Here is a 23,242-nt window from a genome sequence, read left to right on the forward strand (position 1 = left end):
AACTGCTTCCCATGGGAAGGCCGAGAACGAATGACGCCGCCGTCAGAGAACGGCTTGTCGCCTGCGCGACCGAGATGTTCGCCACCCGCTCCCAGGAGTCGGTCACCGTCCGCGCGCTGGCCACCGCCGCCGGAACGTCGACGGCGGCGGTGTACACCTTGTTCCAGGGCAAGGACGGACTGATCCGAGAGGTGCGCGAGCAGGCGGTTACCGGCCTGTTCCAGGACCTGACGGCCGTTCCCGGCTCGGAGGCCGCCCTGGAGGATCTGTACGCGCTGGCCGTGGCGTATCGCCAGTGGGGGCGCGAACACCGCCACCTGTACGCGGTGTTGTTCGGGGGTGCACAGTCCTTCGTACCGTCGACGTGGGTCGGCGACCGAGACCCGGTGCGACCGCTTGTCGCGGCGATCGACCGTGCCGTGGCGGACCGGATCCTCGCGGGCGACACCACACTGATCGCCGTCTCGTTGTGGGTCGCCCTGCACGGACTCGTGACCCTCGAACTGGCCGGCGGCCTCAACGGCACCGCAGCCGAGACCGCGTTCCGGTCAACGATCGATGCCGTACTGCGCGGCTGGGCAACCCCCGCCGCCTTCCCTGGCCTTCGCCGCCCAGACCCGGCGCTGTGAAGCGGTTGCTCCGCAGCCACACGAACATGCACGGCGGAGGGCCGAGCCGATACGCGCGGGCCCCGGCTGGCACGGAGCGGTTCGCGGCTATCCCTGCTAGAGATCATTGATTGTTGGGGTTGCGGGGGTTGGAGGTTCAGCTGGGTCTTGGTGAGGTAGCCCGCGATGAGGCCAGGGTGGTGCTGCATGCGTTTGAGGCGGGTCTTGACGAGTGCGGTCAGCTGGTCGGTGCCCTGTTGGGCCAGGTTCGCCGGTGGCTTTGTGAGGTGTGCCCGGAGGGCTTCGACCAGGTTGAACTCGGTGGGGTAGGGCGGGAGGTGGAAGACCGTGAGTCAGTCCCTGGCGAGGATGCACAGATCAAACTCAGTGCGGTGGCCAGCGACATCTTCGGCCGCTCCGGGCCGGGACATGCTGGCCGCTCTGATCGCCGGCGAGCGGGACCCGAAAGCCCTGGCCCGGTTCGCCCGGTGGCGGTTGAGGGCCACGCTGACCGAACTGGAGGAGGCGTTCACCGGCCACTTCAGTGGCCACCACGTGTTTCTCCTCACCCAGACCGAGAAACCGTTGTCACCGCTGGAACCCGGCTCCGGCTGCTCTCTCACACCGCTCCCGACGACGGCGCACCGATCGCGTTCGGGTTCGTCCGCGTCGGCCGCTACGACGGATGGACTCCCACCGGCCTCGGCCGCGCCGACTGGGACCGGGACCGGGACCGGGCCCCGTGGCCCGAGGAGTCCCCGGCGAGGGAGAAGTGCCCCCATGGACGGATGCGAGGACTGCGGACGCTCGTACTGCCGGGGCCGTGGGGGCCGATACTGCTGTGAGCCCTGCCCCTGCGAGAAGTCCCACAACTGCGACGTTGAATGCGGCCGATACGACCGGTACCTCACACAAGCCGAAGAGCACCGCACCAGAATCCGGGGCCGCATTCACAGCGAATGCGGCCCCTTCTCATGTTTACAATTTCGGTCGGCTGGTGAGGGAGGCCGGGGTCGGGGGTGCGAGGTCGAGGAGTGCCCATCGGCGGCGGCCGTCCTGGGCCGATTCCGTTCCGCAGTCTGCTGCGCCCTGGGTGGCGACGGCGTGCAGGAGTGAGCCGTCGTCGGGGCGTTCAGCGTGGGGGCCGCTGCTGAGAACGAGCACCAGGGCGTGGTCCTGATGGTCGGCGAGGTGCACACTCAGGTGGTCTCCGCCGTCTTCCACCGCTGCCGTCACGAGCAGTTCCACGACCGCGTTCGCCGCCTCGGCGTCGAAACGGTGGTAGCCCCAGGCGTTCAATGCCTCGGACACGCGCCTGCTCGCGCCGCGCGGGGTCCAGGGCTGTGATTCCAGAGGCCAGTTCCTGCACCGCCGGTCAGCGATCCGGGTTTGCATCCACGTCTGTGACGGCTTCGGCGGCGGGTCGGGTGGCGGCAGGGGCCTTTTGGGTGGTGGCTCGGTCCTCGGCGGATAGGTGGGTCGGTGGGGCGCTTCCACAACTGCCTCCCGCAGGGACGGTCTTGGGCCTGTGCCCACAGTAGACCCGCTCCGGTACCACCGGAGGGCGAAGAGACTGGCCGGTCGTTGGGGTGGTCGTACATGAGGACGGTCGACCCCCAATCTGCCGAGGAGCCGCATACCCGAGGACGCCCCGCGGCCGCCCTCAGCCCGCCACGCACGAAGGCGCGATCCTGCCTTTCCGGCGATGACCCGCCGTACCGGCGCACGTTGAACTCTTCGCAGTGTCCATGTACTCCGGAATGATCACGATGACCACCCTCACCCCGGAGCCGCTCAGCCTGCCCACCCCGGCTGAGCTCGCGTTCTGGCCGTTGCCTTGGTGGCCTGGCCAGACACCAGCCGCACAGGAGGTCGTGGTGCGGGTCCGTCTGAGGGAGCCCCAGTGACTTTGACCTGCTAGTGATCGTTAAGCCGCTCATGAACCTCACCCACAGCAAGACTCGCGCCCGCGCCGCGGCGACGCTCGCCGCTTCGGCCCTCCTTCTGGGAGGCTTGGGACTCATGGCTCCTACGGCTTCCGCTGCCCCGGCGGCCACCAGCCAGTCGGCTGACCCCGGCCCCGACTGCCACACCGACCCTCTCAACGGAAGCTTCTACTGCGACAGCTTCGACGTGTCCTCGGTCGCCATGCCCGCCGTCGCATCGGTCAACACCCTGACCTGCGTGGATCAGGAGACCGGGGAATTCGGCGTCTGCAAGGTGGGCCAGGCCGGGGCGGGCTATGCCCCGGGCGGCGCTGCCCAATAATCTCCGGTCCCCGCACCTCTGGCGCCACGTGGGCCGACCGGGGAATCTCGCCGCAGTGAGATTCCACGCCGTCATTCATTTGTGAGAATCACTCAGGGTCCGGTCATGTCCCGGCCGGGGGACAATCGGCGTTCACTCCTGGCCGACGTCGTGCACGCCCGCGCCGCAGTGAACCACCACTACGGCATCGAATAACCGCTTCTCGACTTACGTACAGCGCAGGGCCCGCTCCCCGGACACCCAGGGGAGCGGGCCCTGCCGCCATGTGTCCGCCCTTGCGGACATACGCGGGGCCCGACCGCGAACCGGCCGCCCCATGGCTTTCCGCGGTGCGTCCTGCGCTCTCGCCGCGCTGTGGATCCCCCACACGGGTGGCCTCGGACGGGTCACCGTCACCGAGTTCTCTGGCCTGCACGGCAGCCCCCTACGGGGTCCTCCGCCGGGGTGAATTTCTCCTCGGGTACGCGACCGCAGCAAGGGTGTGTGCCTCCAACTTGCCCCGCAAGCAAGGCTATTGACACATTTCAGAATCTATCATCATCTTTCGATCACTGCCCATCGAGGCCGGTCCCGAGCGAAAGGCTGGACGCGATGACGAAGCGCACGATGCACGACGAGGGCCAGGCCGCCGGACGGCTGCGGGTATCGGTGGCCGCCTCGTGGTGGGCCGTCCACACCGGGCAGGGCCCTGCCTCGGATACCGGGCCCGGCCTCTGGACGCGGGCGGCGGTGGAGGCCGCCGACGCGGAAGGCGTCCGCGCCGCCCTGCGCGGCCCGGATCGGCGCTGCCACGGCGGCCGACCGGCTGACCACCGCCCTCGGCGACCCCCTCCCGGCACTCCGGCCCGCGGTGACGTCCCGCCAGGTCGGCGACCTCGCCCGCGCCGGCCTCCTGGCCGTCCTCGGCGCGGACACCGATGCCTCCGACGTGCACCCCGACCAGGTCGCCGCCCTCGCCCGCCACCACGACCTGGCCCATATCCTCGACCGCCACCTCTGCCTCGGACCCGAGCAGGCGGCGATACGCCTGGGCGTGCGCCGTACCGAACTGAACGAGCTCTGCCGCCTGGCCTGGCTGCGCCCGTGCCGCACCGTCACGATCACCTACAGCAGCTTCGCGGCGGCCCCGTTGCCGTCCACCTGTACGCCCGGCCTCGATGTCGCCGCCGTTGCGGGGCGCGGCAGAGGTGCCTTCCGGTCACGTGAACATCGACGTCCAGCCTCGATGACTGTCTTCCAGAGTCGTGAAGAACGGGGTTCACGAGACGTGAACAAAGCCACACTGCGGCCGAAGTGTTGCTGCGTGTCGAAGCCGCAGAGGCTGTGAGCCGACGGGCAGTCAACGAGCGAGAGAGTCGCCCCGCGCCGCCCCATCCGAGGTGCTGCGTATACGGTGTGCAGCGATGGATGACGACGTGCGGCCCTGGGACGCAGCGGCGCCGCTCGTACGGGCCGCACGGTGTGGCGACGCCCTCGCCATGGACGACCTGCTGAAGCTGGTGACGCCGTACGTCACCCGGCTGTGCACCCCGATCGCCCCGGCCGACACCGCGGACGCCGTGCAGGAATCCCTTCTCGCGGTGTTCCGGGGGCTGCGCGGACTGCGGGACCCGCAGGCGTTCTACGGGTGGGTGCGTGCGGTCACCGTGCGGGAGGCTGTCCGTGTGGCGCGGCGCACCGCAGGCGAGACGCCCGCCGACCCCGAGGAGATTGCCCGGCTGCGGGACCTGCTGCCTGGCGTCGGCAATGAACTGACCGCAGAAGTTCGGGACTTGCTTGCCCGACTGCCCGTCCAGCACCGCACCGTACTCGTACTGCGGGAACTCGAAGGACTGGACGAGCGGACGATGGCCGAGCTGCTCGGCGTACCCGAGGGCACCGTGAAGTCACGGCTGAACAGGGCCCGTTCCTCCTTCCGGAAGGCGTGGACACGGTGAACACACCCGATACGGTCGCCCGACTGCGCGTACTGGCCGCTGGACTGCGCGCCCCTCTGTACGCCGAGGCGCGGATCGCTCTGCCCTTCGACCAGGTATGGGCGGTCATCGCCGACCTGGAGGGCGAGCTGCCCCATCTGATCTCCTTTGTCCGGGAGTTCAAAGTCCCGCCCGGCGACAGCGAGCGCAAAGCGGCGCAAGCCGTGGACGTACTTGGCCTGCGCGGGCCGTTCGACGTACGGCTGAGCCCCGGGTGGTGCCTGATGCAATCCCGGCTGGTGACGATGGGAATGGCCGCCACGCCGGACGGCACCGGGACGCGGCTCGCCGTCTGCGGCGCGGCGCGCCCCGCCGCCCTTGGCCCCGTGCAGCACGTGTACCGCCGCCTGCTCGGGCAGCGCCGCACTCATGCCTTCTTCCGCGAGGTGGAGCGCCGCGCCGCCATGCGTTGATCCCTCAGCTGGCCCCGGCGATGAGTTTCCGCAGGGCCTCGGCCACCAACTCCGGCCGTTCCTCGTGCAGGTGGTGCCCCGCACCTGGCACCACCCGTACGGTCAGATCGTCTGCGTTCGGATCGTCGCCGCGCAGCAGAGCAGGCGGGATCACCGGGTCGTGCTCGCCGCCCAGGACCAGCGTCGGGACGGCCAGCCGCCGTCGGCGGTGGGTGCCCCGGAAGCCCGCCGGGATGTCCCGCACGACGTACTGCCAGAACATCGCCTGCCAGGCATGGGCCGATGCCTGTGCCGCCTCGGTGAACTCCGCGAGATCCGCGTCCCGCCACGCCGTCGGGTCGGCGACCGCGCGTCGCAGCAGATACCGGGTGAAGGCCGGCCAGTGCCGCAGGACCAGCCGTCCGAGCATCGGGTACTCGATGAAGGCGGTGAACCACATCCGCCACAGATTCGGCAGGACGTCGCGGTGGCGCGTCCACGGGTGTGCCATGTTCAGCGCCAGGAAGGCACGGAACCGCTCCGGGGCCCGTTGGCAGAGCCGGAAGCCCACCCCGGCACCCCAGTTGTGCCCGACCAGGGTCACCCGGTCGAGGCCGAGCGCGTCAAGGAGCGCAAGTACGTCGTCGCCGAGCCCGTCCGTGTCGTAACCGCGCCTGGTCTGCTCCGACCAGCCGAAGCCGCGCAGATCGACGCAGATCAGCCGGTGGCCGTCGGCGAGCAGCGGGACGAGCGCGCGCCACGCGTACCAGTGCTGCGGGAAACCGTGCAGCAGCACGACGGGCTCACCGCTGCCGGACTCGGCGATGTGCAGCCGGGCCCCGCGGACCGTCACCCACCGGTGCTCGGCCCCTTCCAGCGGGGGCATGGGACGATCGCTGTTGATCATGAGGGGAACCCTTCGCCGGATACGAGAAGTCGCGTACACCCCGCCAGGAGGCGCACGATCCGGCGAAGGTTCCCTCGTGTTTGTGTGTACGTACCTCCAGATCTCGACCAGGCGATTTCCGTCGTCTACCGCTGCCTCAGCAAGCCCGTCCACGTGTCGAGAGCGTGCGGGTCACCGACCGGAGTCCGGAAGCCGAGGCGAAGCGCAAAGCAGCCAACGACAAGCACCACGGGCGCATGCGTGAGGAGAGCGCGAAGAAGAAGGGTGTGGCTGAGCAGGAGATGGCCACGCCCGCGCAGCTGAAGTACCTCGTATCGGGAAGCCGGTCGCGCCGGTGAGTCCATCGGCGGAGTTGCTTCCCGTACTTGTGGTGAGCGAGGGCGCGTTCGACGGTGATCCGGTCGGACGAGTGCGCGTGTCGGTCGTGGTCCCACTGTTCCATCCTGCGTGCAGGCACACCGGGACGTGGTGTGTGGGGCGGAGTGGTGGCTTGTCTGGGGTGGTCTCGCGGCTCAGGCCCGGATATCCGTCGTCCAGGAGCACTTCGACCTTGCCGAAGTCCTCGAAACGGCCGGTGTTGCCTGCGGTGTGGGCAAGAACGTAACGGCTCGGCGGGCGGCTGGCCGAGGTCGCGGCGTACGGCGAACCGCAGCGGGACCGTGGTGAGGCGGCGGGCGAGTTGCACGGGCCGGGAACGGCCGTCCTTCGTCGTGCACGTCGTCGTACGCGAGGCCGCACAGGTGGGGCATGTCCCCTCCAGTGCGTCCCAGCCACCCGCCACGCATCGATCCTCTCGCGTGTCAGGCGGAGTCGCGGGCCCATCGCAGGAAGTGCCATCGTCTGGTGCGGGGTCTTCGACGCGGGGGCGAAGCGTCGTGGAAGGCATGGCGGTGGTGGCGGGTCAGTTCGTCGGTGCGGGCGGTGTGCAGGCGGTACAGGGTGTCGGGGTGCAGGGGGTTCATCGCGGCCTGTCCTGTCTGCGGGCATGGCGGTGGCCCGCGGGAGGGTTGGTTGGGGGGTGGAGATGATCACCGTAGGGCCGTTGGCAGGGGAGGGGCCAGCGCTTTTCCCAGGGTGGGCTCGCACGGCAACCGGGGTGGCAGCGCTGCTCGATGCTGAAGCCGCTGTCGTGGAGCGCGGTGGTCCATGGGGCACGGTGCATGGCACCTTCCGCTGTGGCCTGGTCATGGCTGGCCCGGAGAGCGGTGGGATCGTGCCGGTGCAGGGTGGTGCCGAGTCGCCGGGAGCGTTGACCGCGACGGGTAGATACGGTCAGCAAGTAGCGGCTCGCGAGCGGTGGCACTGAGGATCTTTGTACCGGCGTCTGTGCGGTCAACCGGACTAGTCAGCTCGGCGGCTCGTTGGGTGGGCGGAGGCGGGCGTTGGTGTGTGACGGGCGGCAGCCCGTTGGAGTGTGTCGCGTACGGGGCCGGGCGGGGGCGGGCCGTTGGTGCTGTCGACGATGTGCTGCCCGACGGCCCGGAGTTTGATGTTGGTGTGCTGGGAGATCTCGACGAGGATCTGCCATGCCTGGGAGGCGGTGCACTGGCAGGCGGCCATCAGGACTCCGTGGGCCATGTCGATGACCGGGCGTGATTCCAGAGCCCATCGCAGGTCGGCTACTTCCCTTTGCAGGGCGCTCTGTTCGGTACCTGGGTCCTGGGGCGAGGCGTCTTATTGTTCTTGCGCCGTGTTGTGCGTGGCGGAGCGGAACACGGATTCCGCCGTGCTCATCCGAGACCTCCTCCACGGCCGCACTCGGGACTGTCTTGCAGCGTCAGAGCCGCTGTATAGCTCCTCGCCGCCATCACCAGCTACGAAACCCGGTGACACGAAGGGGTCAGCAAGCTGAACCGTTCCGGGTTCGGTAGAGACTCTAGATTGTGGTTGTGACCTGGGATTTCGGGGTTTTGCGGTAGTAGTTGGTCTCGTATTCGACGGGTGGGATGTGCCCTATTTCACCGTGGAGTCGGCGGTGGCAGTACCAGTCGATCCATTCGGCGGTGGCGAGTTCGACATGCGAAAGGGTTCGCCAAGGTCGGCCGGGCTTGATCAGCTCGGTCTTGAACAGGCCGATCGTGGACTCCATGAGGGCGTTGTCGTAGGCGTCGCCGACCGAACCGATGGAGGCCGCGATGCCGGCGGCGTCCAGGTGCTCGGCGAGCCGAAAACTCGTGTATTGCGACCCGGCATCGGAATGATGTATCAACTCGCCCCGCTGGTAAGGCTGTTTATCGCGGTCACGTTGCCACAGGGCCATGTCCAGGGCGTCCAGGACGAGCCTGGTCTCCTTCGACGTGGCGGCTGACCAGCCGACGATCCGGCGGGAGAAGGTGTCGACGACGAACGCGACGTAGACGACGCCGGACCAGGTCTTGACGTGGGTGAAGTCAGCGACCCAGCAGCGGTTGGGGGCCGGCGCGACGAAGTTGCGGTCCAGCAGGTCCGGTGCCCGTTCCACGGAACTGTCCGGGATGGTGGTGATGATCTTCTTTCCCCGGACAGCACCGGCGACGCCCAGCTCGCGCATGAGGCGTTCGACGGTGCACCGGGCCACGATGTGACCTTGTCGGTGCAGCTCACGCCAGACCTTCCTGGCGCCGTAGACACGGTAGTTGGACACGAAGATCTGCCGGATGAGCGGCTTCAGTTCGGCGTCGCGGACGGTGCGGGCCGACGGGGCCCGGAGTCGTTTGTGGTGGGCGTAATAGGTGGACGGGGCGATCTTGCAGTCGTGCTCGGTGAGCACGCGGCAGATCGGCTCGACACCGCCGAAGCGGGCCCGGTGCTCGTCGATGAACGCTACGAGCGCGTGTGTGGCCGGTCGAGCTCGGCCGCGAAGAAACTCGCCGCGGCCTTCAGGATGTCGTTCGCCCGCTTCAGTTCGGCGATCTCCTTCTTCATCGCCTTGATCTGCGCGGACTCCTCCGTGGTCGTCCCCGGCCGCTGACCGGAGTCGACCTCGTCCCGCTTCACCCAGTTCCGCAGGGTCTCGGCCGAACCGATCCCGAGTTTCTGGGCGACGGCCCTCAAAGCGGCCGACTCGTTCGGATAGTCACCGCGGATCTCGGCGACCATACGGACCGCTCGTTTCCGCAGCTCAGGGGGATAGGAGGAAGGGCGTGCCATGACTCAATCCTTACACGGAATCAAGTCTCTATCGAACCCGGAACGGTTCAAGCTGACGGGGCGGAGACCATGACGTCCGGCCCGGCCACGACCGTGCGCTTCGCTGTTGGGGCGCCCTGGTCGGCACCCCTCAGAAGTGTTCCGCTGCTTCTTGGCCTGTCCTACGCTCCGTCGCCCTGCCGTTCACCGCATGCCCTCTGCACGTGATGCTGCGACCTGGCGTCTGTGGGCGGGCACTCCCTGTGCTACTACAGGCCCCGCAGTTCACGAGACTTTGCGCATGGGGTGAGGGCCCGTGGGAACCCGGCCCTTCTCCCTGGTCCGGGGCTGGGGCCGGGGCCGGGGCCGGTGAACGGAGCGAACGGTGATGGAGAAGGTACTCGCGGCAGCGGCGGGCGACCCGGCCGGCTTGGCTGCCCGGATGTGTGCAGCCCTCGCCGACGGGCTGTCAGCGGCCGGGGCAGGGATGTCGCTGCTCCCCGACACGACCGCCCGCCAGCTGCTGTGCGCATCCACCGCGGAAGCGCTGCGGCTGGAAGAGCTGCAGTTCGAGACCGCGGAAGGCCCCTGCGTCACCGCGGCCCGGACCGGCAGGCCGGTCGTCGTCGCCGACCTCACCCACGAGGTGACCGCCTGGCCGGTCTTCGGCACCCTGGTGCGCGAGCAGCTGCCCGGCGTTCAGGCGATCCACGCATTCCCGCTGGCTCTGGCCGGTCGGGTGCTCGGCTGCGCCGACGTCTTCTTCCACCGGCCCACCCCACTCGACCCGGTCCTGCACGCCCGAGCAACCGCCGCCACCACCGTAATTACGGCGACTCTCCTGCGCGCCTATGCCGACCTTCCCACCAGTCTGGAAGGCGACGCCCCGTGGGAATCGGGGCCTCAGGCCAGCACGCACTGGACGTCCGCCTACCACGCGGTCGGCGTCCTCGCGGAGCGCCTGCACATCAGCGCCGACGAAGCACTGGCCCGTATCCGTGCCCAGGCATTCCGTACGGGGGAGCCGCTTCCCCAGATCGCAGCCCAGCTCCTCGCCGACGCTGGCGGAACACCAGAATGACCAGGCGTTTCGTTTACGGATGTCCCGCCGCCGTGCCCGCCCGGGGGCAGGGGTGCCGTTGCGGGGTGGACTGTCCGGTGGGTGGGCTGTTGGGGAGCGTCGTTCGGCTCAACCGTGGGGGCAGGGCGCCTATCCGTCGCTGGCCTTGTCGTCCGGGCCAGGGAGAGCCCCCTTGTGGTGCGGCCCCCAGCCCCCGGGTCATGATGCGGCCGGTGCCATCTCACCGAGGACACGGCACCGGCCTGTCCTTCCGGTCAGTTCCAAGCCGGGGTGGCTCCCGCTCACTCCGGAGCCGGTGAAGGACATCCACCATGCGAGGACGGACGCCTCGGCCAGGAGGGGAGGCGTTTCCCGTTCGTCGCACGGAGGCCGCTGACGACTGGCGGCGGCCTCCCCATTCTCTTCTTTGAACCCTACGCGCGCACGGGGCAGGCGCCGCCGTGCGAACCGGGACCTGACGGCATGTGCATCGCGTAGTGTCAGCGCTACGACGCAAACGCTGTGGATGCCGGTCTCACCCGGCGTGGCAGGCGGCCCCGCACGAGGTGGGAAGTGGGGTGGGGCAGTGTGATCAGTGACCCGATGGCCGCACTGCTGCGCCGCCTGAACACCGCCGACCCCACCGTGGCCGACGACTGCGCCCGCGTACTTGGAGCCGACGGGCTCGCCGTCTCCGCCCTCCTGGAGGGTGGTGCCCGCGAAGTCATCTGGGCCACCCCCGGGCTCGGCACCCGGTTCGAGGAACTCCAGTTCACCCTGGGCGAGGGACCGGGCCCCGACGCCGCCCGCACCGGCACGGTCTCCCTGACCGGTGACCTACGGGCCATGCCCGTTCAGCGGTGGCCCGCCCTGCTGCCCGCCCTCAGTGACGACCCGGTCGGCTCGGTGTTCTGCTTCCCCCTGAACCTTGGCGCGATCACTGTGGGCGTCCTCACCCTGACACAGGAGACTCCCGGTGTGCTGGACGCCCAGCAATGGGACGATGCGACAGTCCTGGCGGCCGCCCTGACGAGCCTGCTGCTGGACGGCGACCGTCACCGCCTGGAATCCCTCACCACGGCGTCCACGCAGGCGGTGCTGCGACAGGCGGCCGTGCACCAGGCCACAGGAATGATGAGCGTGCAGCTCGGCGTGCCGTTGAGCGAGGCCCTGCTGCACCTGCGCGCCCACGCCTACCGCCACAACGCCCCCCTCGGCGACATCGCCTCCGACGTCGTGGCCCGCCGCCTGCGCTTCCCCCAACCCACGCCCACCCACGGGCCCACCGTGCCCGAAGACCCGAAGGATGATGTCTGATGACCGCGGCACGTGAACAACGCCTGACCCAGGTCTTCGTCGAGGCCGCCGACACTCTCGTCGACGAGTTCGACGTCCTGGACTTCCTCCAGCGGCTCTCCCGCCGGTGCGTGGAACTCCTCGACGTCTCCGCCGCCGGCATCCTCCTCGCCGACATCCACGACGACCTTCAGCTGGTGGCCGCCTCCGACGAACACACCCGCCTGCTGGAACTCTTCGCCCTCCAGCACGACCAGGGCCCCTGCGTCGTGTGCTACCGCACCGGCGCCCCCGCCACCAACATCGACCTCGACCACGCCCAAACCACCCTGGGCTGGGACCGCTTCGCCCAACAAGCCCGCGCCTCCGGCTTCGCCACCACCCACGCCATCCCCCTGCGCCTGCGCAGCCGCGTGGTCGGCGCCCTCAACCTCTTCCACACCAAAACCCAGCGCCTCACCGGCGAAGACGTGATCCTCGCCCAGGCCCTCGCGGACGTCGCGACCATCTCCATCCTCCAGCAGCGCACCCTTCAAGCCAGCAACACCGAACGCGCCCAGCTCCAGGCCGCCCTCAACTCCCGCATCATCCTGGAACAGGCCAAAGGCATCCTCGCCGAACGCCTCACCCTCACCCCCGACGAAGCCTTCACCGCCCTGCGCACCTATGTGCGCTCCCACAACCTGCGCCTGTCCGATGCCGCACGCCAGGTCATCGAGGGCACCCTCGACATCCCTCAGCCCCCCGAACCCGACGCCGCCGCCTGACCTTCCAGCCGGTCCTCTCACCCCTACGCGGACTCCGCACGGCGGACACTTCTGGCTGGAGCGCACCCTCTCCGCAGGCTGGGGTACGAGGAAGACCCTGAGTGACCAGTTGATGGAGCCGGCGCTGGTCCCGGAAGCCGACGGCGACGTCTCTCTGGGGTGTGAAACTTGGCGACCTCGCGTGATCAACTGACGCCTATTCCTTGCTCATTGAGGCACTGGTGTCACGGTAGGGGCTCCGCCGCAGATGGTGCGAGAGCGACCCTGATGAGTTCGGGGTCGCCTGATTGGTATGCCCATCATGACGCTCCCGGAGATCACGAAATGACTGCTCAGAACCCCATCACCTACGGCGCGTTCGTCGAACTCGCCGCCGCTGAGCCAGCTGTCGTCGGCCTTGTCCTCAAGGGCTCCCAGGCTCACGAGGGGATGATCACCAAGCACTCCGACCACGATCTGTACGTCGTACTCGCTGATGACGCGACAACCGACCTCACCCGGTCTTCGGGGGTGACGAGGTAGGGGCCTACCCATCTGCGGGAGTAGCCGTCGGGTCGTCGTGGTCGGGGTAGGTGCGGTGGTGCGGCCGTACGAACCACTGGTGGCGGTAGATGCGGCCGGCGGTGTCGCGGGCCCCTTGGTCGTCGTCGGGTGCGGGGCGGATGGACTGGCGGAGCGTGATGTAGCGGACCGGGGCGTCGGGGCGCTCGGCACCGGACCGGCGCAGGCGTATGCGGGCAGCGGCGTCGGGCCGTACCTGCTCGGCGTGCGACAGTGCGCGGCGCGCGTCGGAGGGCTGGCGGATCAGCAGCAGGGTGCCCCGCAGGGTCCTGATGTTCCGGGGCTGGTCCTCGTCGAGGTCGTTGACACGGTCTGCGCCCACTTTGTACGGGTCCTTCTCCGGGCGGCCGTGCCTGTCGACGGCCCAGGTGTGCTTGACCTCGCCCCCCTCGGTCGCGGTGTTCAGCGGGATCGGCGCGCCGAAGCCGATGGCCAAGTCCCCGGCGAGCAAACCGCTGACCTGGCGGGCCCAGGTCGCATCGGCCCGGCTGCCGAGTTCCTCCAGAGTGCGCCGGTACGGCCTCACCGGCGGCGCCGGAATAGTGGGAACTCAGTGATCCGCAGCGGAGCCCTGCCCGATCAACCTGGGCACCCAACGTCACGCCGACGGAACTGCCCGTCCCCCAGACAAGGTCGGCCCAGATCAACAGGCCGCCGGTCTCCCGGCTCTCCGGGCACTCAATAGGGTCCCAGACCCAGAAGTCTTCTGGAGTTGGAGTGATCATCGGCCATTCGTGAGCACGCTCGGCCAGGCGCTCGACAACAGGACGTCACCGCTCGGTGAACTCCCAGTCGGTCAGACCCTCCTCGAAGACGCTCACGGGCTCATTCAAACAGGAGTGCCGACGGCCCCGCATCAAGGATCCATCAAGCATGGCCTCTTGACTTCGAGTCCCGCACATTAGAGGCCCCCCAGGGGGCGGGTGCGCTACGACAACTTGAAGGCCGCCGTGATCCGGGTGCGGGGGCTGGGGCGGGCCCGGACGGAGAACGAACGCTGGACGATGTTGCGGTCTCACTGGGGCGTGGACGCGTTCTCCTGTCGCCCAGGAATGGAGGGCGCTCACGAGAAGGGCTGTGCCGACCGGTTTTCTCCGGGAAGCGGACCGGGCGCCCGCCTTCGGGCGGCGCGTTGCCACCACGGAATCATTGGTATCAACTACCTCTATACGTAGACCAGTTGGAGTGCGTGTCGCAGTCGCACCCCTTTGAAGGAGGCGCTTCATGAGTGGTCCGAACCCGGACAGCACAGGATCACCCACCCCCGTTCCACCGACCCCGGCACCTGCCCCGCCGCAGCCGCACGTACCGCCCTCCCCGACACCTCCCCCCACGCCCTCCTCCCGCCGTCTCGGCGAATGGGCCGCGGTGGTTTCCGCGCTGGCCGGGGTCGCCGGTGTACTTCTCGGCTTCTTCGGGCTCCCCACCGTGCTGAACTCCCCGACCGCACGGGCATCGGCCCCCGCACCGCAGCCCACCGTGACGGTCACCCACACCGTCGGTACCGGCTCGGCCTCCCAGACGCCGCCGGACACGGCGCCCCCGGTGCCGAACCCCACGACTCTTTCCAAGGCCAACATCAGAATGCCCTCGGACTTCTACATCCTGCTCGCGGACAACCCCATACAGCTCCACGCACCGGACGGCCCTCGGGGCGACGTCATCTACAACTCCTTCAACGGGCTGGAGTCCAAGGGAAACCTCGTCAAACTCGACCCCGGACAAAAGGGCTCGCTGGAGGAGTGCAAAGCCGATACCCGCTACACCAACATCATCAGGAAGCCTGCCCTGACCAAGGGTTCGCGCATCTGTGTACTGAGCAGGGACCACGTGGGCCTGGTCACGGTCCGCGAGGGTCCCCAGACGCGCGACGACGGTGACTTCCTCACGGTCGACCTCACTGTCTGGCCCTAGCTAGCCGTCTTCGCCGGGCGGTGTGCCACGGCTCGGGCCGCCCGGACCATCGAACTGCGCCGAGCTGAAGAAGTCCCGTTGCGCGGGGAAGAAGTTGCCCTGGCCGGACGGGCCGACGCACGCAGCTTCCGCCGCACAGCCGACCCGTACAGGTCCCTTCGTGGCCCTGGGCGGGGTTCTGGGCCTGTGCCGGGGTGCGGGTTCGAACGGTCCGGCTCACGCTGGGGTCATGACCGTGATCACCGTGCACCGGCCAGTGGAGGACACCCGGCGGGTCACCCTCCAGGTCCAGCCCGGCGGCCCCGTCCACGACCTCGGACGCGTCTACCACGACGCCGACCTGGCCGAGGTGCTGCGTCGGGCAGGTCTTCAGGACGCGGAAGACCTGATCGACGTTCCAGGGACGGCGATCTGGGAGGGCGAAGGCCCGTACGTCTGGGGCAGCGGCCAGCCGCGGCCGCCGACTGCGCGCCCTGGGCGCTGAGGTGGGGGAGCTGCCGCGCATCGCGCCGATGCTGGCCGCGCCAGGGATGCTGCCCGTTTCCGCGCGCGAGCATCGCTACGCGATCGAGACCAAGCAGGACGGCATACGAGCGTTCGTGCACCTGCTGGGTGACGGGACGCTGGTCATCCGGTGGCGGTTGGGAGCTCCGGTGACGGCCGCGTACCCCGAGCTCCATGCCCTGGCCGACGTCCTCGCCGGGGTGTCGGCTGTGCTCGACGGGGAGATCGTCGCCCTCACCGAGGGCCGCCCGGACTTTGAGCGGCTCCAGACGCGGATGGGTGCCTCCCCGGCGAAGGCCGCGCGGCTCGTCGCGACGGCTCCGGTGCACCTGGTGCTCTTCGACGCCCTGCACCTCAAGGGCCGCAGCCCGCTCGACCGCCCGCTCGCCGACCGCCGCAACGCCCTTGAGGACCTTGGGCTCCAGGGGGTGCACTGGTCGACCCCGGCCGCGGTGGTCGGTCACGCCCGCGAGGGGTACGAGCTGATCCGCGAGCACCGGCTACTGGGGCGAGGAGTTCGCCGCCTGGGCCCAGGGCTCCTGGGCATCACCATCAAGGTCGTCCTCCGCCCCGATGACGCCGACGGTTTCGTTCTGCTGCCCAAGAGGTGGGTGATGGAGCGGAGCAATTTCGTGGACGATGCGGGCGAGGCGCAACGCGAGGGATGACGAACGCATGATGTCCCACGCCGAGGCGCACATCCAGTGGACGTTCATCACTCTCATGTCGCGCCGCCTGGCCCGGCGGCAGCGCGGCTGAGTACCGTGGGCGCGAGATCAACAGCTTTCCTGGCAAGCTGGGGGCATGGTGTCCTCCGACGATCAGGAACTGAGCACAGCGATCAAGAATGCCGATTCCCCGGCCTGGTCGGTTCGCGCCGCAGCCGGGCGGCAGCTCGCGACGTCGGACAAGATTGACGAGGTGGCAGATGTCCTCCACCGCCTCCTTCTGGATGCCCAGGACACTGCGGTGACCTCTGCGACAGCCGAAGCGCTGCTGGCACGCAAAGACACCCTCGGTTTGCGCTATGTGCTGCTGGCCAGGAGCTATGCCACCGAGACCTGGACCGCACATGAAATCCAAGCAGCTCTGGATTGCGACCCCGACTGGATGACGACCAAGGGCGCGGACCGGTTGATCAAGCAACTGGGGGCGCTGGTAACGGATGGGGATGCCGGTGTCCGCGACGAAGCCCAAAGGATCCTCTCGCGCCTGCGACCGCGCGAGGAATGGGCACGAGACTCGGACCACGACACACTCTGATCCGGCGGGACAGCACAGCCAAAACCCCACGCCCCGCCCATGACACACGAAGCCACTTCAGGCATGCACACCACCCAGCAGCACCGGCGATCCGTAGCGGGCCCGGCCACCCTCGCGGCAGCCGCCCGAAGAACCCTCCGTTACCGATCGGCTGCCCGTCCATCGACGCCCAACCGGACGGCAGCACGGATCGCCGCAGCCGGAGCTGGGTATGCGCTGCGATCACGAGCCATGTCCACCGGTCCGCGGCCTCGGGGCTGCGGAGCCTGGGACGGGTCCAGCCGAGCGTCTGCTTTACGAATCGGAAGGTGTGTTCCAGGTCGAAGTGCCTCAGAAAGGATGTCCAGAGCCGGTCCACATCGTCGGCGCTCGTGTGGGTGGCAGACCACCACAGCCAGACCGGTGTGGGATCGCGGTCCCCGCGCAGTTGGTCGACCTTCAGACGGGTGACCGTACCCTCGATGACGGGTCGTTCGTCTTCGGGGTGGTCGGCCCAGGCTGAGCGTCGGCTCAGCAAAGGATGCAGCCGGTCCCAGGCAGCGGCGACAGCCCGCCCGTAGCGGGCAGTATCGGTGACCGTGGTGACGACCGGCGCCGGCCACGTGGCGGGATCCTCGAACTTGAACTCCGCACCGCGCTTGGGCTTCCGTCCGACCTTGCCCGCAGGCTGCGGCGGAGGCGGAAAGTACAGGACACGGTCTGAACGCATCCGTCCCAGGAGTTCAACGGGCAGGTCGGCGAGGAGGAAGGCCAGGCGGGTGACGTCGTAGCCGGCATCGACGACAACCAGGACGGGAGGATCACCCTCTTGCCACTGCCCTGTTGTGCGCAGTCTCTCCGGCACCTCCCGCATCTGGGCGGCCGTGACGGCCATCTCGTCGTCCCAGGGGCAGAGCCTGATGACGTCCAGGGCGGCCGTCCATGACGTCCGCCCGGGCTCCAACGCGGCCACGAAGGGGTAGGGCCAGCCCGGGATCATCTGCGCCGATCCCCTGCCGCGTCCGTAGGTGTGGCAGAACAGCCGATCCGGGCTGGTATTCGCATCCGGCCGCAGCAAGTTGCTGACGTCCACGGCGAGGACCAGCCGCCCGTCCGCGGCCCGCGGCAACGGAAGCTCAGCCAGTGCTCCGCGCAGACGTGCCACGTCCAGCCGCCCATTGTTCAGCCCGCCGTACAGGGCCCCGTGCCCGCGTCGATGCTCGGGCGCCAAGGACAACTCCACCAGCGTTTTCACCGGCCCGTCTGTGCACAGCAAGGCGTCCGCGAGCTCGAACAACGCGTCACCCCGCCCGGTCAGGCAGGCAGGCATAGAACTCCGCCCGGAAGCACGACAGTTGTGCGAAACCATCCCGCAGGATGCCCCACTGCAGCAGACTCATGGCTACAGCCTTCGTGCTGATCGAGTGCCTCTGTGACGGAGCACAGCATCAGCCGAAGGCCGCCCCCAGGTCCGCCCAACGGCCGAACCCGTGCCAAGTTCGAGGCGGCATTCGACGCCAGACCATAAACGTCAAGCTTACGCACGTGCTGGACAGAGCAGTACAGCCCAAGATGAAGAACACGGGAAAAGCGGCAGCGCGACCGCACCGGTGAAACCAAGGCAGCACCACCAGTCTGTTCCATCCGGCAACCGGGACAACCACGGTCTCTCAGGCGATCACCTGCGGGACTACCGATCAGTGACGCCTCGTGGTTCTTTGCGGGTGGTCAGGCGGCCAGGCAGGCTGACCGTCGATGCAAGGTCACTCCTTCAGCGGCAGGGTCGGCGGGCAGATTCGCGACCACTTCCGCAAGCGCGTCCGCCGTGAGACGGGCTGATTCCTCAGTGCGAGGCAGACGGCCCCGGGAAGGGTGGCCACGGGGCGCCGTCCGGCGTTGAATCGCTGGCTCTGGCTGCGCCGTCGTATCCGTTCTGGATGTGGGTCCGCCGGGGGCGGTGCGCTGTGTGCGGGTCATCGGGCGATCGAGATGGCGAAGGGCGCGAATCCGCTGGACCGCATCACGTGCGGTACGAACAGTATCGCGGCCTCCGTGGCGCGGGCGGTCTGGATCCCGCCGAGATCAGTGATCCACTCCTTGCGCCAGCCGAGGTTGATGAGCAGTTCACGGACGGTCTGCTTAGCCTGCGGATCCTCGCCGGAGAGGAAGGCATCGGGCGCCTCGGTGAGCGTGGCCGGCGCGGTCATCACCGGGAAGAGCATGGTGTTGAGTGTCTTGACGACGCGCGTTTCGGGAAGGGCTTCCTGGAGTTGCTCGGCGAGGCTTGAGCCGGGGTAGATCAGGTCGGCGGGCAGTCCGTCCGGACCGTCGACGGTGGCGTTGGAGACGTCGATGAGGATCTTGTCGCGCAGTTCCTCGCGCAGGGCGACGAGCCGGTCCAGCGAGCCGGCGCCCGGGGTGGCGTTGATGACGATCCTGGCCGTCCGGGCAGCGTCGGCGGCGGCGCCCGGCGCGCGGTCCGCCACGGTCACCTCGTGCCCTGCCCGGATGAGGGCTGTGGCCAGGTTGCCGCCGACGCGGCCGTTTCCCAGAACTGCGATCGTGGTCATGATGATCTGGTCCTTCCGTGGGTGCAGTTGGTGATGTGCGGTCAGTGCGAGAGCGTGGCGACGGCCTCGGCGTGGACACCGGGCGCGGCGGCCAGGAAGCTCTCGCTCTGCGGGGTCCAGGGGCGGCCCTCGGCGTCGGAGATCTGTCCGCCGGCCTCGGTGACGAGCAGCGCCCCGGGCAGCAGGTCCGCGCGGGCGCCGGCGAACTGCCAGAAGGCGTCGATCCGGCCGGCGGCCACGTTCACCAGGTGCAGGGTCGCGGGCACGGAGGTGCGCACGACGAGCGCGTCGGAAAGCATCGCGCTGATCGAGGAGCCGACGCGCCGCACGACCTTCTCGTCCTCGTCCGGCCGGGCCTGGCTGGTGGCCACGATGCCCAGGCCGAGGTCCGCGGTCCGGGAGACGTGCAGAGGCCGGCTGTCGAGGTGGGCGCCCGCACCGGCGAGCGCGGTGTAGGTCTCGCCGGTCAACGGCAGGTGGACCACGGTGAGCACCGGCTGGTTCTCCCGCACGAGAGTGGCGGTCACCGCCCACTCCGGCAGCGCGTGCAGGTGGTTGACGTTGCCTTCGGCCGGATCCACGACCCACCACTCGCCAGATGGCAGCGCCCCGCCGTCCAGCTCGTCCTCCACCCAGCCGGCCTCCGGGCGCAGGCGCGTGAGGCGGGGGCGCAGGATGTCGAGGGCCGTGTCGTCGTTGGCGGCGAGCGCGCGCATCAGCTCCTCACGGGTCTGGTAGCGGACCACCTCGCCGAAGCGCTCAAGCAGCGCCCCACCGGCCGCGCGTACGGCGCTCGCGGTCTGGTCGAGCAGATCGGCGTCGGAGGCGGTGACGTCACTGGTCTGAAGCGTTTCGGACATGGCGGTACTCCCGTGTGAGAAAGGGGTGTTGAGGCCGGTCGGATCGAGCTGCGCGTTCCGTCTTGCGCTCTGCTCTCGAAGGTATAAAGCCCCGCCATTAACTTCAAATGCATGCTGAGCACGGCTAGGATTACTCAGATGCAATTGGATTTGAACCTGCTCACAGCGCTCGACGCGCTGCTGGAGGAGGGGAGTGTGGCCGGGGCCGCCGCGCGCCTGCACGTCACCGCCCCCGCGATGAGCCGGAGTCTGGGTCGAATCCGGCGCACGACCGGGGATCAGATCCTGGTGCGCACCGGCCGCACGATGACCCCGACGCCGTATGCGATCGCCGTCCGGGAACAGGTGCACGAGCTGCTGCATCAGGTTCAGGGCGTGCTGGCACCGAGCCGTGAACTCGATCTGGCAACGCTGGAGCGCACTTTCACACTCCGCTGGCACGACTCCCTGGTCGCCTTGAGCGGCCCCGCACTGCTCGCGGCCGTGCGCGGACAGGCCCCGGGCGTGCGCCTGCGCTTCGTCGCGGAATCGAGCATCGACACCCCCGAGTTGCGGCGCGGCGAGGTCGACCTGGAGGCGAACGCCAACCGCCCGAGCGCACCGGACATCCGCGCCGAGAACGTGGGCGAGACCCGCCTCGTCATCGTCGTACGGCAGGGGCACCCCCTCACCCGCGTCAAGACCGTCACGGCGAAGCGGTACGCCGCCGCTGAGCACGTGACCGTCTCGCGACGTGGAAACCTCAGCAATGCCCTCGACGACGCCCTCGCGCGGCTCGGCCTCACCCGCCGCGTGGTGGCGACCGCGCCCACGGAAGCGGCCGCGTTGGAGTTCGTGCGCGGCTCAGATCTCCTGATCAGCGTCCCCGAAGCCACCACGCGGACCGCGGCCGCCGACCTCGGCCTGGTCGCGCTCCCCCTCCCGATCGAACTGCCGTCGGCACCGATATACCTGTCGTGGCATCAGCGCTACGACACCGACCACGCCCACGCCTGGCTGCGCGGGCTGGCGCGAACCGTGCTGGCCATGTGCGGAGCGTCGTAGTCGGCGCCGTCCGGCCGCTTCACCCATACGTCCACGCGACCACCACGGCGATCTGCTTGAACGTCAGCAGCGGCTTGCCGTGCGGGTGCTGGCCGTGGGGGCGGCCAGACCGACTCCTTCGGCCCAGGATCGCGGATCTGTGGGAGGGCGTCGGCATGGCCCTCGGAGATCTGGGCGAGCGAGGAGTCCGGCACCTCCGGCCGCCTCCACCCGTTCCAGCGCCCGAAGTTCGGCGAGCTGCTGGCGTACGCGGCCGGGCGGCGCCGTGCACATCTCCGAGATGTTCCGCCTCGTGCGCGGCACCGGGCGCATCCTGGATGTGCTCGACGTCCTGCACCGCGACCGTCTCGCCCTGCGCATCCACGACGGCGCGTTCTCTGCCGTGGACCTCACCGCCTGCCACCCTGCTGTCCACGGTGAAGTTCATGGTGCAGACCGTCGCCGCCGTCGGCGAACTCCAGTGAGACCTCCAGCGCGAGCTGGCCTACGACGGCCTGCGGGCCGCCGAGGCTCAGGCCGACAAGGGCGGACGCCGTCCCGCCGTCCCGTCCGACAAGACCGACGCCGTGCGCACCGCGCACCTGGAGGGCCGCTCCATCGCCGCCCTCGCCCGCGACCAAGACGTCAGCCGCGGCGCCATCCGTACTGCCGTCGCCGATCTCTGGTTCTCACGCGGCACCTGACCCGGGTGCACCGCCACTGACCGTGTCGGCAGGCCCAGGAAACCCTGCGCAAGCCCTTGGCCGGTGGCGGCGCGACGGGTACGAGGACGTGACCGGCCGACCACCGTCTCGTCTGTCCCGGCTGGGTCGCCTGTCCCTGCCGTCGCATACTGACCAGGCGATGGCAGGTCTTTACGATCGCTCCATGACGGATACCTCGGCGCATTGGACTGTGCGCCATTTCTCGCAGGCCGACCCTGCTGGCCCCGGCTGCGACAGCGTGCTGGCTCTCTTGCGGCGGCTGGCGGATTCGATCGAGGAGTTGGGCCCCGCCGAGATCCAGGACGTGGTGATCGAGTCGGAGGTGACCGAGCACGGCCGCTGGCGATCGGGGACCGTCTACTTCCACCTGCCTGAGGATGAGCACTGACTTACGGCCGTCACGAGCGGAGCCAGATGACCAGGGCTGCGGCAGTCGCGGTCCCGACGATGATTTAGCCGCGTTTGCCGTAGCGAGTGGCTACAGCCCTGGCGTGCTTAGCCAGTTGATCGCCTGTTCGCCGGTGTTGCGTTTCTTGTACTGCTCTTCGTCGAAGCCCGGTGGCCGCCCGGCCTGTGATCCTTTGCGCAGGCGGGCAGCCTGGCTGTCGGGGTTCTCCGGGATCGTGTGCCGGATGGCCCGGCGACGCAGGTACGTGCGGCAGGGGCCGTTGCTGTACGCCTTGTCCGCCGCGAGGCTGTCAGGCTTCTTCCGGGGCCTGCCCGGCCCGATTTGCGGGACGCGAATCCTATGCAACACCGCCGCGAACTATGTGCAGTCCGCCCGCTGTCCTGGTGTGACGATCAGGGACAGCGGGCGGCAGCGGGCGGATACGTGGTCACATGATCGGCCGGACAAGTCCCAGGGGCAACGAACCTGGCTTACGGGAAGGTCGTGGCGGATGTGCAGGAGAATATGGGTCAGTTCGCCTCGGAGTGGACACAAACGGATGTGAAGGTGAAGGTGGATCCTTCCTCCTCGCCTTGGAAGACTGTGCTGGTTGCTCAGCATCGGGACAGGCAAGATGAGCTGCTCGGGCTGCGATTGGGGTGACGTCGGTTCCGCGGCGCCCGTGTGCTGCGGCGGGGGAGGGGCGGCAGCACTCGTAGCAGGGACCGCGCCGCGCGTGCACGACGTCGACGCGGTGTCCGACGAGGGCGGTGGTCCGGCGGTCGGCCCAGTCACGGCACCGCCGAGGTGCCACCGGCTCCGGCACGGGCGCCAGCGCCATCTCCAGTGCCCCCAAGAGAAACCGTCAGGTCACCCGTGGTGAGGCCGACGGCGGAATCGACGTGTACGTCAGCAGAGATGCAGCGGTCGTGTCGTAGGACGTGGGGCGCCGTACTTCCCCCGGCGTGGTGACACCACGGTCGTTTCCACCACACCGCCACCGGCATCGGCACCGCGGCCGCCGCCCGCGTGAAGCGTGGCCGCGTTTGCCGGGGGCGCCGCGCTGGATTCCT

25 protein-coding genes and 2 pseudogenes are annotated in these 23,242 nt (G+C 68.9%); 17 read left to right on the forward strand and 10 right to left on the reverse strand.

Going from position 1 to position 23,242, the window contains the following annotated elements; translation table 11 throughout:
* Positions 1–11 precede the first annotated feature (11 nt).
* Complete coding sequence (locus OG897_RS30370; protein WP_266661765.1) at positions 12–629, forward strand: TetR/AcrR family transcriptional regulator; 618 nt, start codon at positions 12–14, stop codon at positions 627–629.
* 957 nt (positions 630–1,586) lie between these two features.
* Here OG897_RS30370 and OG897_RS30375 read toward each other — a convergent pair.
* On the reverse strand, positions 1,587–1,919 hold the full coding sequence (locus OG897_RS30375; RefSeq protein ID WP_266661767.1) for a hypothetical protein: 333 nt from the start codon (positions 1,917–1,919) through the stop codon (positions 1,587–1,589).
* A 711-nt stretch (positions 1,920–2,630) separates the two neighbouring features.
* On the opposite strand from OG897_RS30375, the gene OG897_RS30380 reads away from it, so the two are divergent.
* The 4 genes from OG897_RS30380 to OG897_RS30395 all read left to right on the forward strand — a co-directional run bounded on the left by OG897_RS30380 (position 2,631) and on the right by OG897_RS30395 (position 5,265).
* Positions 2,631–2,876 (forward strand): hypothetical protein, encoded by a 246-nt coding sequence (locus OG897_RS30380; protein WP_266661769.1) that lies wholly within the window; start codon positions 2,631–2,633, stop codon positions 2,874–2,876.
* 850 nt (positions 2,877–3,726) lie between these two features.
* The gene (locus OG897_RS30385) at positions 3,727–4,203 is read left to right on the forward strand and encodes a hypothetical protein (protein WP_266661771.1); all 477 of its coding nucleotides are present in this window, start codon (positions 3,727–3,729) and stop codon (positions 4,201–4,203) included.
* Positions 4,204–4,279: 76 nt separating this feature from the next.
* Positions 4,280–4,813, forward strand: a complete 534-nt coding sequence (locus OG897_RS30390) for an RNA polymerase sigma factor (RefSeq protein WP_266661773.1) — start codon at positions 4,280–4,282, stop codon at positions 4,811–4,813.
* Positions 4,810–5,265, forward strand: a complete 456-nt coding sequence (locus tag OG897_RS30395; RefSeq protein WP_266661775.1) for a hypothetical protein — start codon at positions 4,810–4,812, stop codon at positions 5,263–5,265. Before OG897_RS30390 ends, OG897_RS30395 begins: the two co-directional genes overlap by 4 nt.
* A gap of 4 nt (positions 5,266–5,269) precedes the next feature.
* Here OG897_RS30395 and OG897_RS30400 read toward each other — a convergent pair whose 3' ends face one another.
* Positions 5,270–6,151, reverse strand: coding sequence for an alpha/beta fold hydrolase (locus OG897_RS30400; protein WP_266661777.1), 882 nt, complete (start codon positions 6,149–6,151; stop codon positions 5,270–5,272).
* A 164-nt stretch (positions 6,152–6,315) separates the two neighbouring features.
* On the opposite strand from OG897_RS30400, the gene OG897_RS30405 reads away from it, so the two are divergent.
* Entirely contained in the window at positions 6,316–6,489 is a 174-nt protein-coding gene (locus OG897_RS30405; RefSeq protein WP_266661779.1) for a hypothetical protein, read from the forward strand.
* 462 nt (positions 6,490–6,951) lie between these two features.
* On the opposite strand, the gene OG897_RS30410 is transcribed toward OG897_RS30405, so the two are convergent.
* From OG897_RS30410 to OG897_RS30420, 3 genes are all read right to left on the reverse strand, one after another.
* On the reverse strand, positions 6,952–7,113 hold the full coding sequence (locus OG897_RS30410; RefSeq protein ID WP_266661781.1) for a hypothetical protein: 162 nt from the start codon (positions 7,111–7,113) through the stop codon (positions 6,952–6,954).
* A gap of 379 nt (positions 7,114–7,492) precedes the next feature.
* The gene (locus tag OG897_RS30415) at positions 7,493–7,786 is read right to left on the reverse strand and encodes an ANTAR domain-containing protein (protein WP_323188131.1); all 294 of its coding nucleotides are present in this window, start codon (positions 7,784–7,786) and stop codon (positions 7,493–7,495) included.
* A gap of 241 nt (positions 7,787–8,027) precedes the next feature.
* A protein-coding gene (locus OG897_RS30420; RefSeq protein WP_266657791.1) for an IS3 family transposase occupies positions 8,028–9,280 on the reverse strand; the annotation gives its coding sequence in 2 pieces (ribosomal slippage) (positions 8,028–8,998 and positions 8,998–9,280; 1,254 coding nt in all).
* Positions 9,281–9,647: 367 nt separating this feature from the next.
* Between OG897_RS30420 and OG897_RS30425 the strand changes: the two genes are divergently transcribed.
* The 4 genes and pseudogenes from OG897_RS30425 to OG897_RS30440 all read left to right on the forward strand — a co-directional run.
* Positions 9,648–10,340, forward strand: a complete 693-nt coding sequence (locus OG897_RS30425; protein WP_266662508.1) for a GAF and ANTAR domain-containing protein — start codon at positions 9,648–9,650, stop codon at positions 10,338–10,340.
* Positions 10,341–10,907: 567 nt separating this feature from the next.
* Complete coding sequence (locus tag OG897_RS30430) at positions 10,908–11,636, forward strand: GAF and ANTAR domain-containing protein (RefSeq protein ID WP_266661783.1); 729 nt, start codon at positions 10,908–10,910, stop codon at positions 11,634–11,636.
* The gene (locus tag OG897_RS30435) at positions 11,636–12,382 is read left to right on the forward strand and encodes a GAF and ANTAR domain-containing protein (RefSeq protein ID WP_266661785.1); all 747 of its coding nucleotides are present in this window, start codon (positions 11,636–11,638) and stop codon (positions 12,380–12,382) included. The genes OG897_RS30430 and OG897_RS30435 overlap by 1 nt, the downstream gene beginning before the upstream one ends.
* A 324-nt stretch (positions 12,383–12,706) precedes the next feature.
* Positions 12,707–12,892: pseudogene (locus OG897_RS30440) on the forward strand (hypothetical protein); the annotation flags it as partial.
* 16 nt (positions 12,893–12,908) lie between these two features.
* Here OG897_RS30440 and OG897_RS30445 read toward each other — a convergent pair.
* Complete coding sequence (locus tag OG897_RS30445; protein WP_266661787.1) at positions 12,909–13,469, reverse strand: hypothetical protein; 561 nt, start codon at positions 13,467–13,469, stop codon at positions 12,909–12,911.
* A 698-nt stretch (positions 13,470–14,167) separates the two neighbouring features.
* On the opposite strand from OG897_RS30445, the gene OG897_RS30450 reads away from it, so the two are divergent.
* The 4 genes from OG897_RS30450 to OG897_RS30465 all read left to right on the forward strand — a co-directional run bounded on the left by OG897_RS30450 (position 14,168) and on the right by OG897_RS30465 (position 16,624).
* Positions 14,168–14,857 carry a hypothetical protein gene (locus OG897_RS30450; protein WP_266661789.1) on the forward strand — a complete coding sequence of 230 codons (690 nt, stop codon included), beginning with the start codon at positions 14,168–14,170 and terminating at the stop codon, positions 14,855–14,857.
* A gap of 229 nt (positions 14,858–15,086) precedes the next feature.
* Entirely contained in the window at positions 15,087–15,341 is a 255-nt protein-coding gene (locus tag OG897_RS30455; protein ID WP_266661791.1) for a hypothetical protein, read from the forward strand.
* Between the two features lies 1 nt (position 15,342).
* The gene (locus tag OG897_RS30460) at positions 15,343–16,029 is read left to right on the forward strand and encodes a hypothetical protein (RefSeq protein WP_266661792.1); all 687 of its coding nucleotides are present in this window, start codon (positions 15,343–15,345) and stop codon (positions 16,027–16,029) included.
* Positions 16,030–16,165: 136 nt separating this feature from the next.
* A complete protein-coding gene (locus tag OG897_RS30465; protein WP_266661794.1) occupies positions 16,166–16,624 on the forward strand; it encodes a hypothetical protein in 459 nt (152 codons plus the stop codon).
* A gap of 184 nt (positions 16,625–16,808) precedes the next feature.
* On the opposite strand, the pseudogene OG897_RS30470 reads toward OG897_RS30465, so the two are convergent.
* The 3 genes and pseudogenes from OG897_RS30470 to OG897_RS30480 form a co-directional block, all read right to left on the reverse strand.
* A pseudogene (locus OG897_RS30470) lies at positions 16,809–18,003 on the reverse strand (NF041680 family putative transposase); the annotation flags it as partial.
* A gap of 573 nt (positions 18,004–18,576) precedes the next feature.
* A complete protein-coding gene (locus tag OG897_RS30475) occupies positions 18,577–19,173 on the reverse strand; it encodes an NADPH-dependent F420 reductase (RefSeq protein WP_266661796.1) in 597 nt (198 codons plus the stop codon).
* 41 nt (positions 19,174–19,214) lie between these two features.
* Positions 19,215–20,033, reverse strand: a complete 819-nt coding sequence (locus OG897_RS30480) for a 3'(2'),5'-bisphosphate nucleotidase CysQ (protein WP_266661798.1) — start codon at positions 20,031–20,033, stop codon at positions 19,215–19,217.
* 138 nt (positions 20,034–20,171) lie between these two features.
* On the opposite strand from OG897_RS30480, the gene OG897_RS30485 reads away from it, so the two are divergent.
* From OG897_RS30485 to OG897_RS30495, 3 genes are all read left to right on the forward strand, one after another.
* Positions 20,172–21,077 (forward strand): LysR family transcriptional regulator, encoded by a 906-nt coding sequence (locus tag OG897_RS30485; RefSeq protein WP_266661800.1) that lies wholly within the window; start codon positions 20,172–20,174, stop codon positions 21,075–21,077.
* 317 nt (positions 21,078–21,394) lie between these two features.
* The gene (locus OG897_RS30490; RefSeq protein WP_266661802.1) at positions 21,395–21,541 is read left to right on the forward strand and encodes a hypothetical protein; all 147 of its coding nucleotides are present in this window, start codon (positions 21,395–21,397) and stop codon (positions 21,539–21,541) included.
* 403 nt (positions 21,542–21,944) lie between these two features.
* Positions 21,945–22,169: a hypothetical protein gene (locus OG897_RS30495; protein WP_266661804.1), complete on the forward strand. Its 225-nt coding sequence runs from the start codon at positions 21,945–21,947 to the stop codon at positions 22,167–22,169.
* A 90-nt stretch (positions 22,170–22,259) separates the two neighbouring features.
* Here the strand turns inward: OG897_RS30495 and OG897_RS30500 are convergent, their stop codons facing one another.
* Positions 22,260–22,538, reverse strand: coding sequence for a hypothetical protein (locus OG897_RS30500; RefSeq protein WP_266661806.1), 279 nt, complete (start codon positions 22,536–22,538; stop codon positions 22,260–22,262).
* Positions 22,539–23,242: the final 704 nt, after the last annotated feature.

Origin of the sequence: Streptomyces sp. NBC_00237 (genome assembly GCF_026342435.1) — a bacterium.
Taxonomy (GTDB): domain Bacteria; phylum Actinomycetota; class Actinomycetes; order Streptomycetales; family Streptomycetaceae; genus Streptomyces.

Coding starts and splice junctions, on each gene's coding strand:
- OG897_RS30475 (WP_266661796.1), bottom strand. CDS start 19,173: ATGACCACGATCGCAGTTCTGGGAAACGGCCGCGTCGGCGGCAACCTG.
- OG897_RS30425 (WP_266662508.1), top strand. CDS start 9,648: ATGGAGAAGGTACTCGCGGCAGCGGCGGGCGACCCGGCCGGCTTGGCT.
- OG897_RS30455 (WP_266661791.1), top strand. CDS start 15,087: ATGACCGTGATCACCGTGCACCGGCCAGTGGAGGACACCCGGCGGGTC.
- OG897_RS30450 (WP_266661789.1), top strand. CDS start 14,168: ATGAGTGGTCCGAACCCGGACAGCACAGGATCACCCACCCCCGTTCCA.
- OG897_RS30435 (WP_266661785.1), top strand. CDS start 11,636: ATGACCGCGGCACGTGAACAACGCCTGACCCAGGTCTTCGTCGAGGCC.
- OG897_RS30380 (WP_266661769.1), top strand. CDS start 2,631: ATGGCTCCTACGGCTTCCGCTGCCCCGGCGGCCACCAGCCAGTCGGCT.
- OG897_RS30490 (WP_266661802.1), top strand. CDS start 21,395: ATGTGCTCGACGTCCTGCACCGCGACCGTCTCGCCCTGCGCATCCACG.
- OG897_RS30410 (WP_266661781.1), bottom strand. CDS start 7,113: ATGAACCCCCTGCACCCCGACACCCTGTACCGCCTGCACACCGCCCGC.
- OG897_RS30495 (WP_266661804.1), top strand. CDS start 21,945: ATGACGGATACCTCGGCGCATTGGACTGTGCGCCATTTCTCGCAGGCC.
- OG897_RS30485 (WP_266661800.1), top strand. CDS start 20,172: ATGCAATTGGATTTGAACCTGCTCACAGCGCTCGACGCGCTGCTGGAG.
- OG897_RS30370 (WP_266661765.1), top strand. CDS start 12: ATGGGAAGGCCGAGAACGAATGACGCCGCCGTCAGAGAACGGCTTGTC.
- OG897_RS30465 (WP_266661794.1), top strand. CDS start 16,166: ATGGTGTCCTCCGACGATCAGGAACTGAGCACAGCGATCAAGAATGCC.
- OG897_RS30390 (WP_266661773.1), top strand. CDS start 4,280: ATGGATGACGACGTGCGGCCCTGGGACGCAGCGGCGCCGCTCGTACGG.
- OG897_RS30480 (WP_266661798.1), bottom strand. CDS start 20,033: ATGTCCGAAACGCTTCAGACCAGTGACGTCACCGCCTCCGACGCCGAT.
- OG897_RS30400 (WP_266661777.1), bottom strand. CDS start 6,151: ATGATCAACAGCGATCGTCCCATGCCCCCGCTGGAAGGGGCCGAGCAC.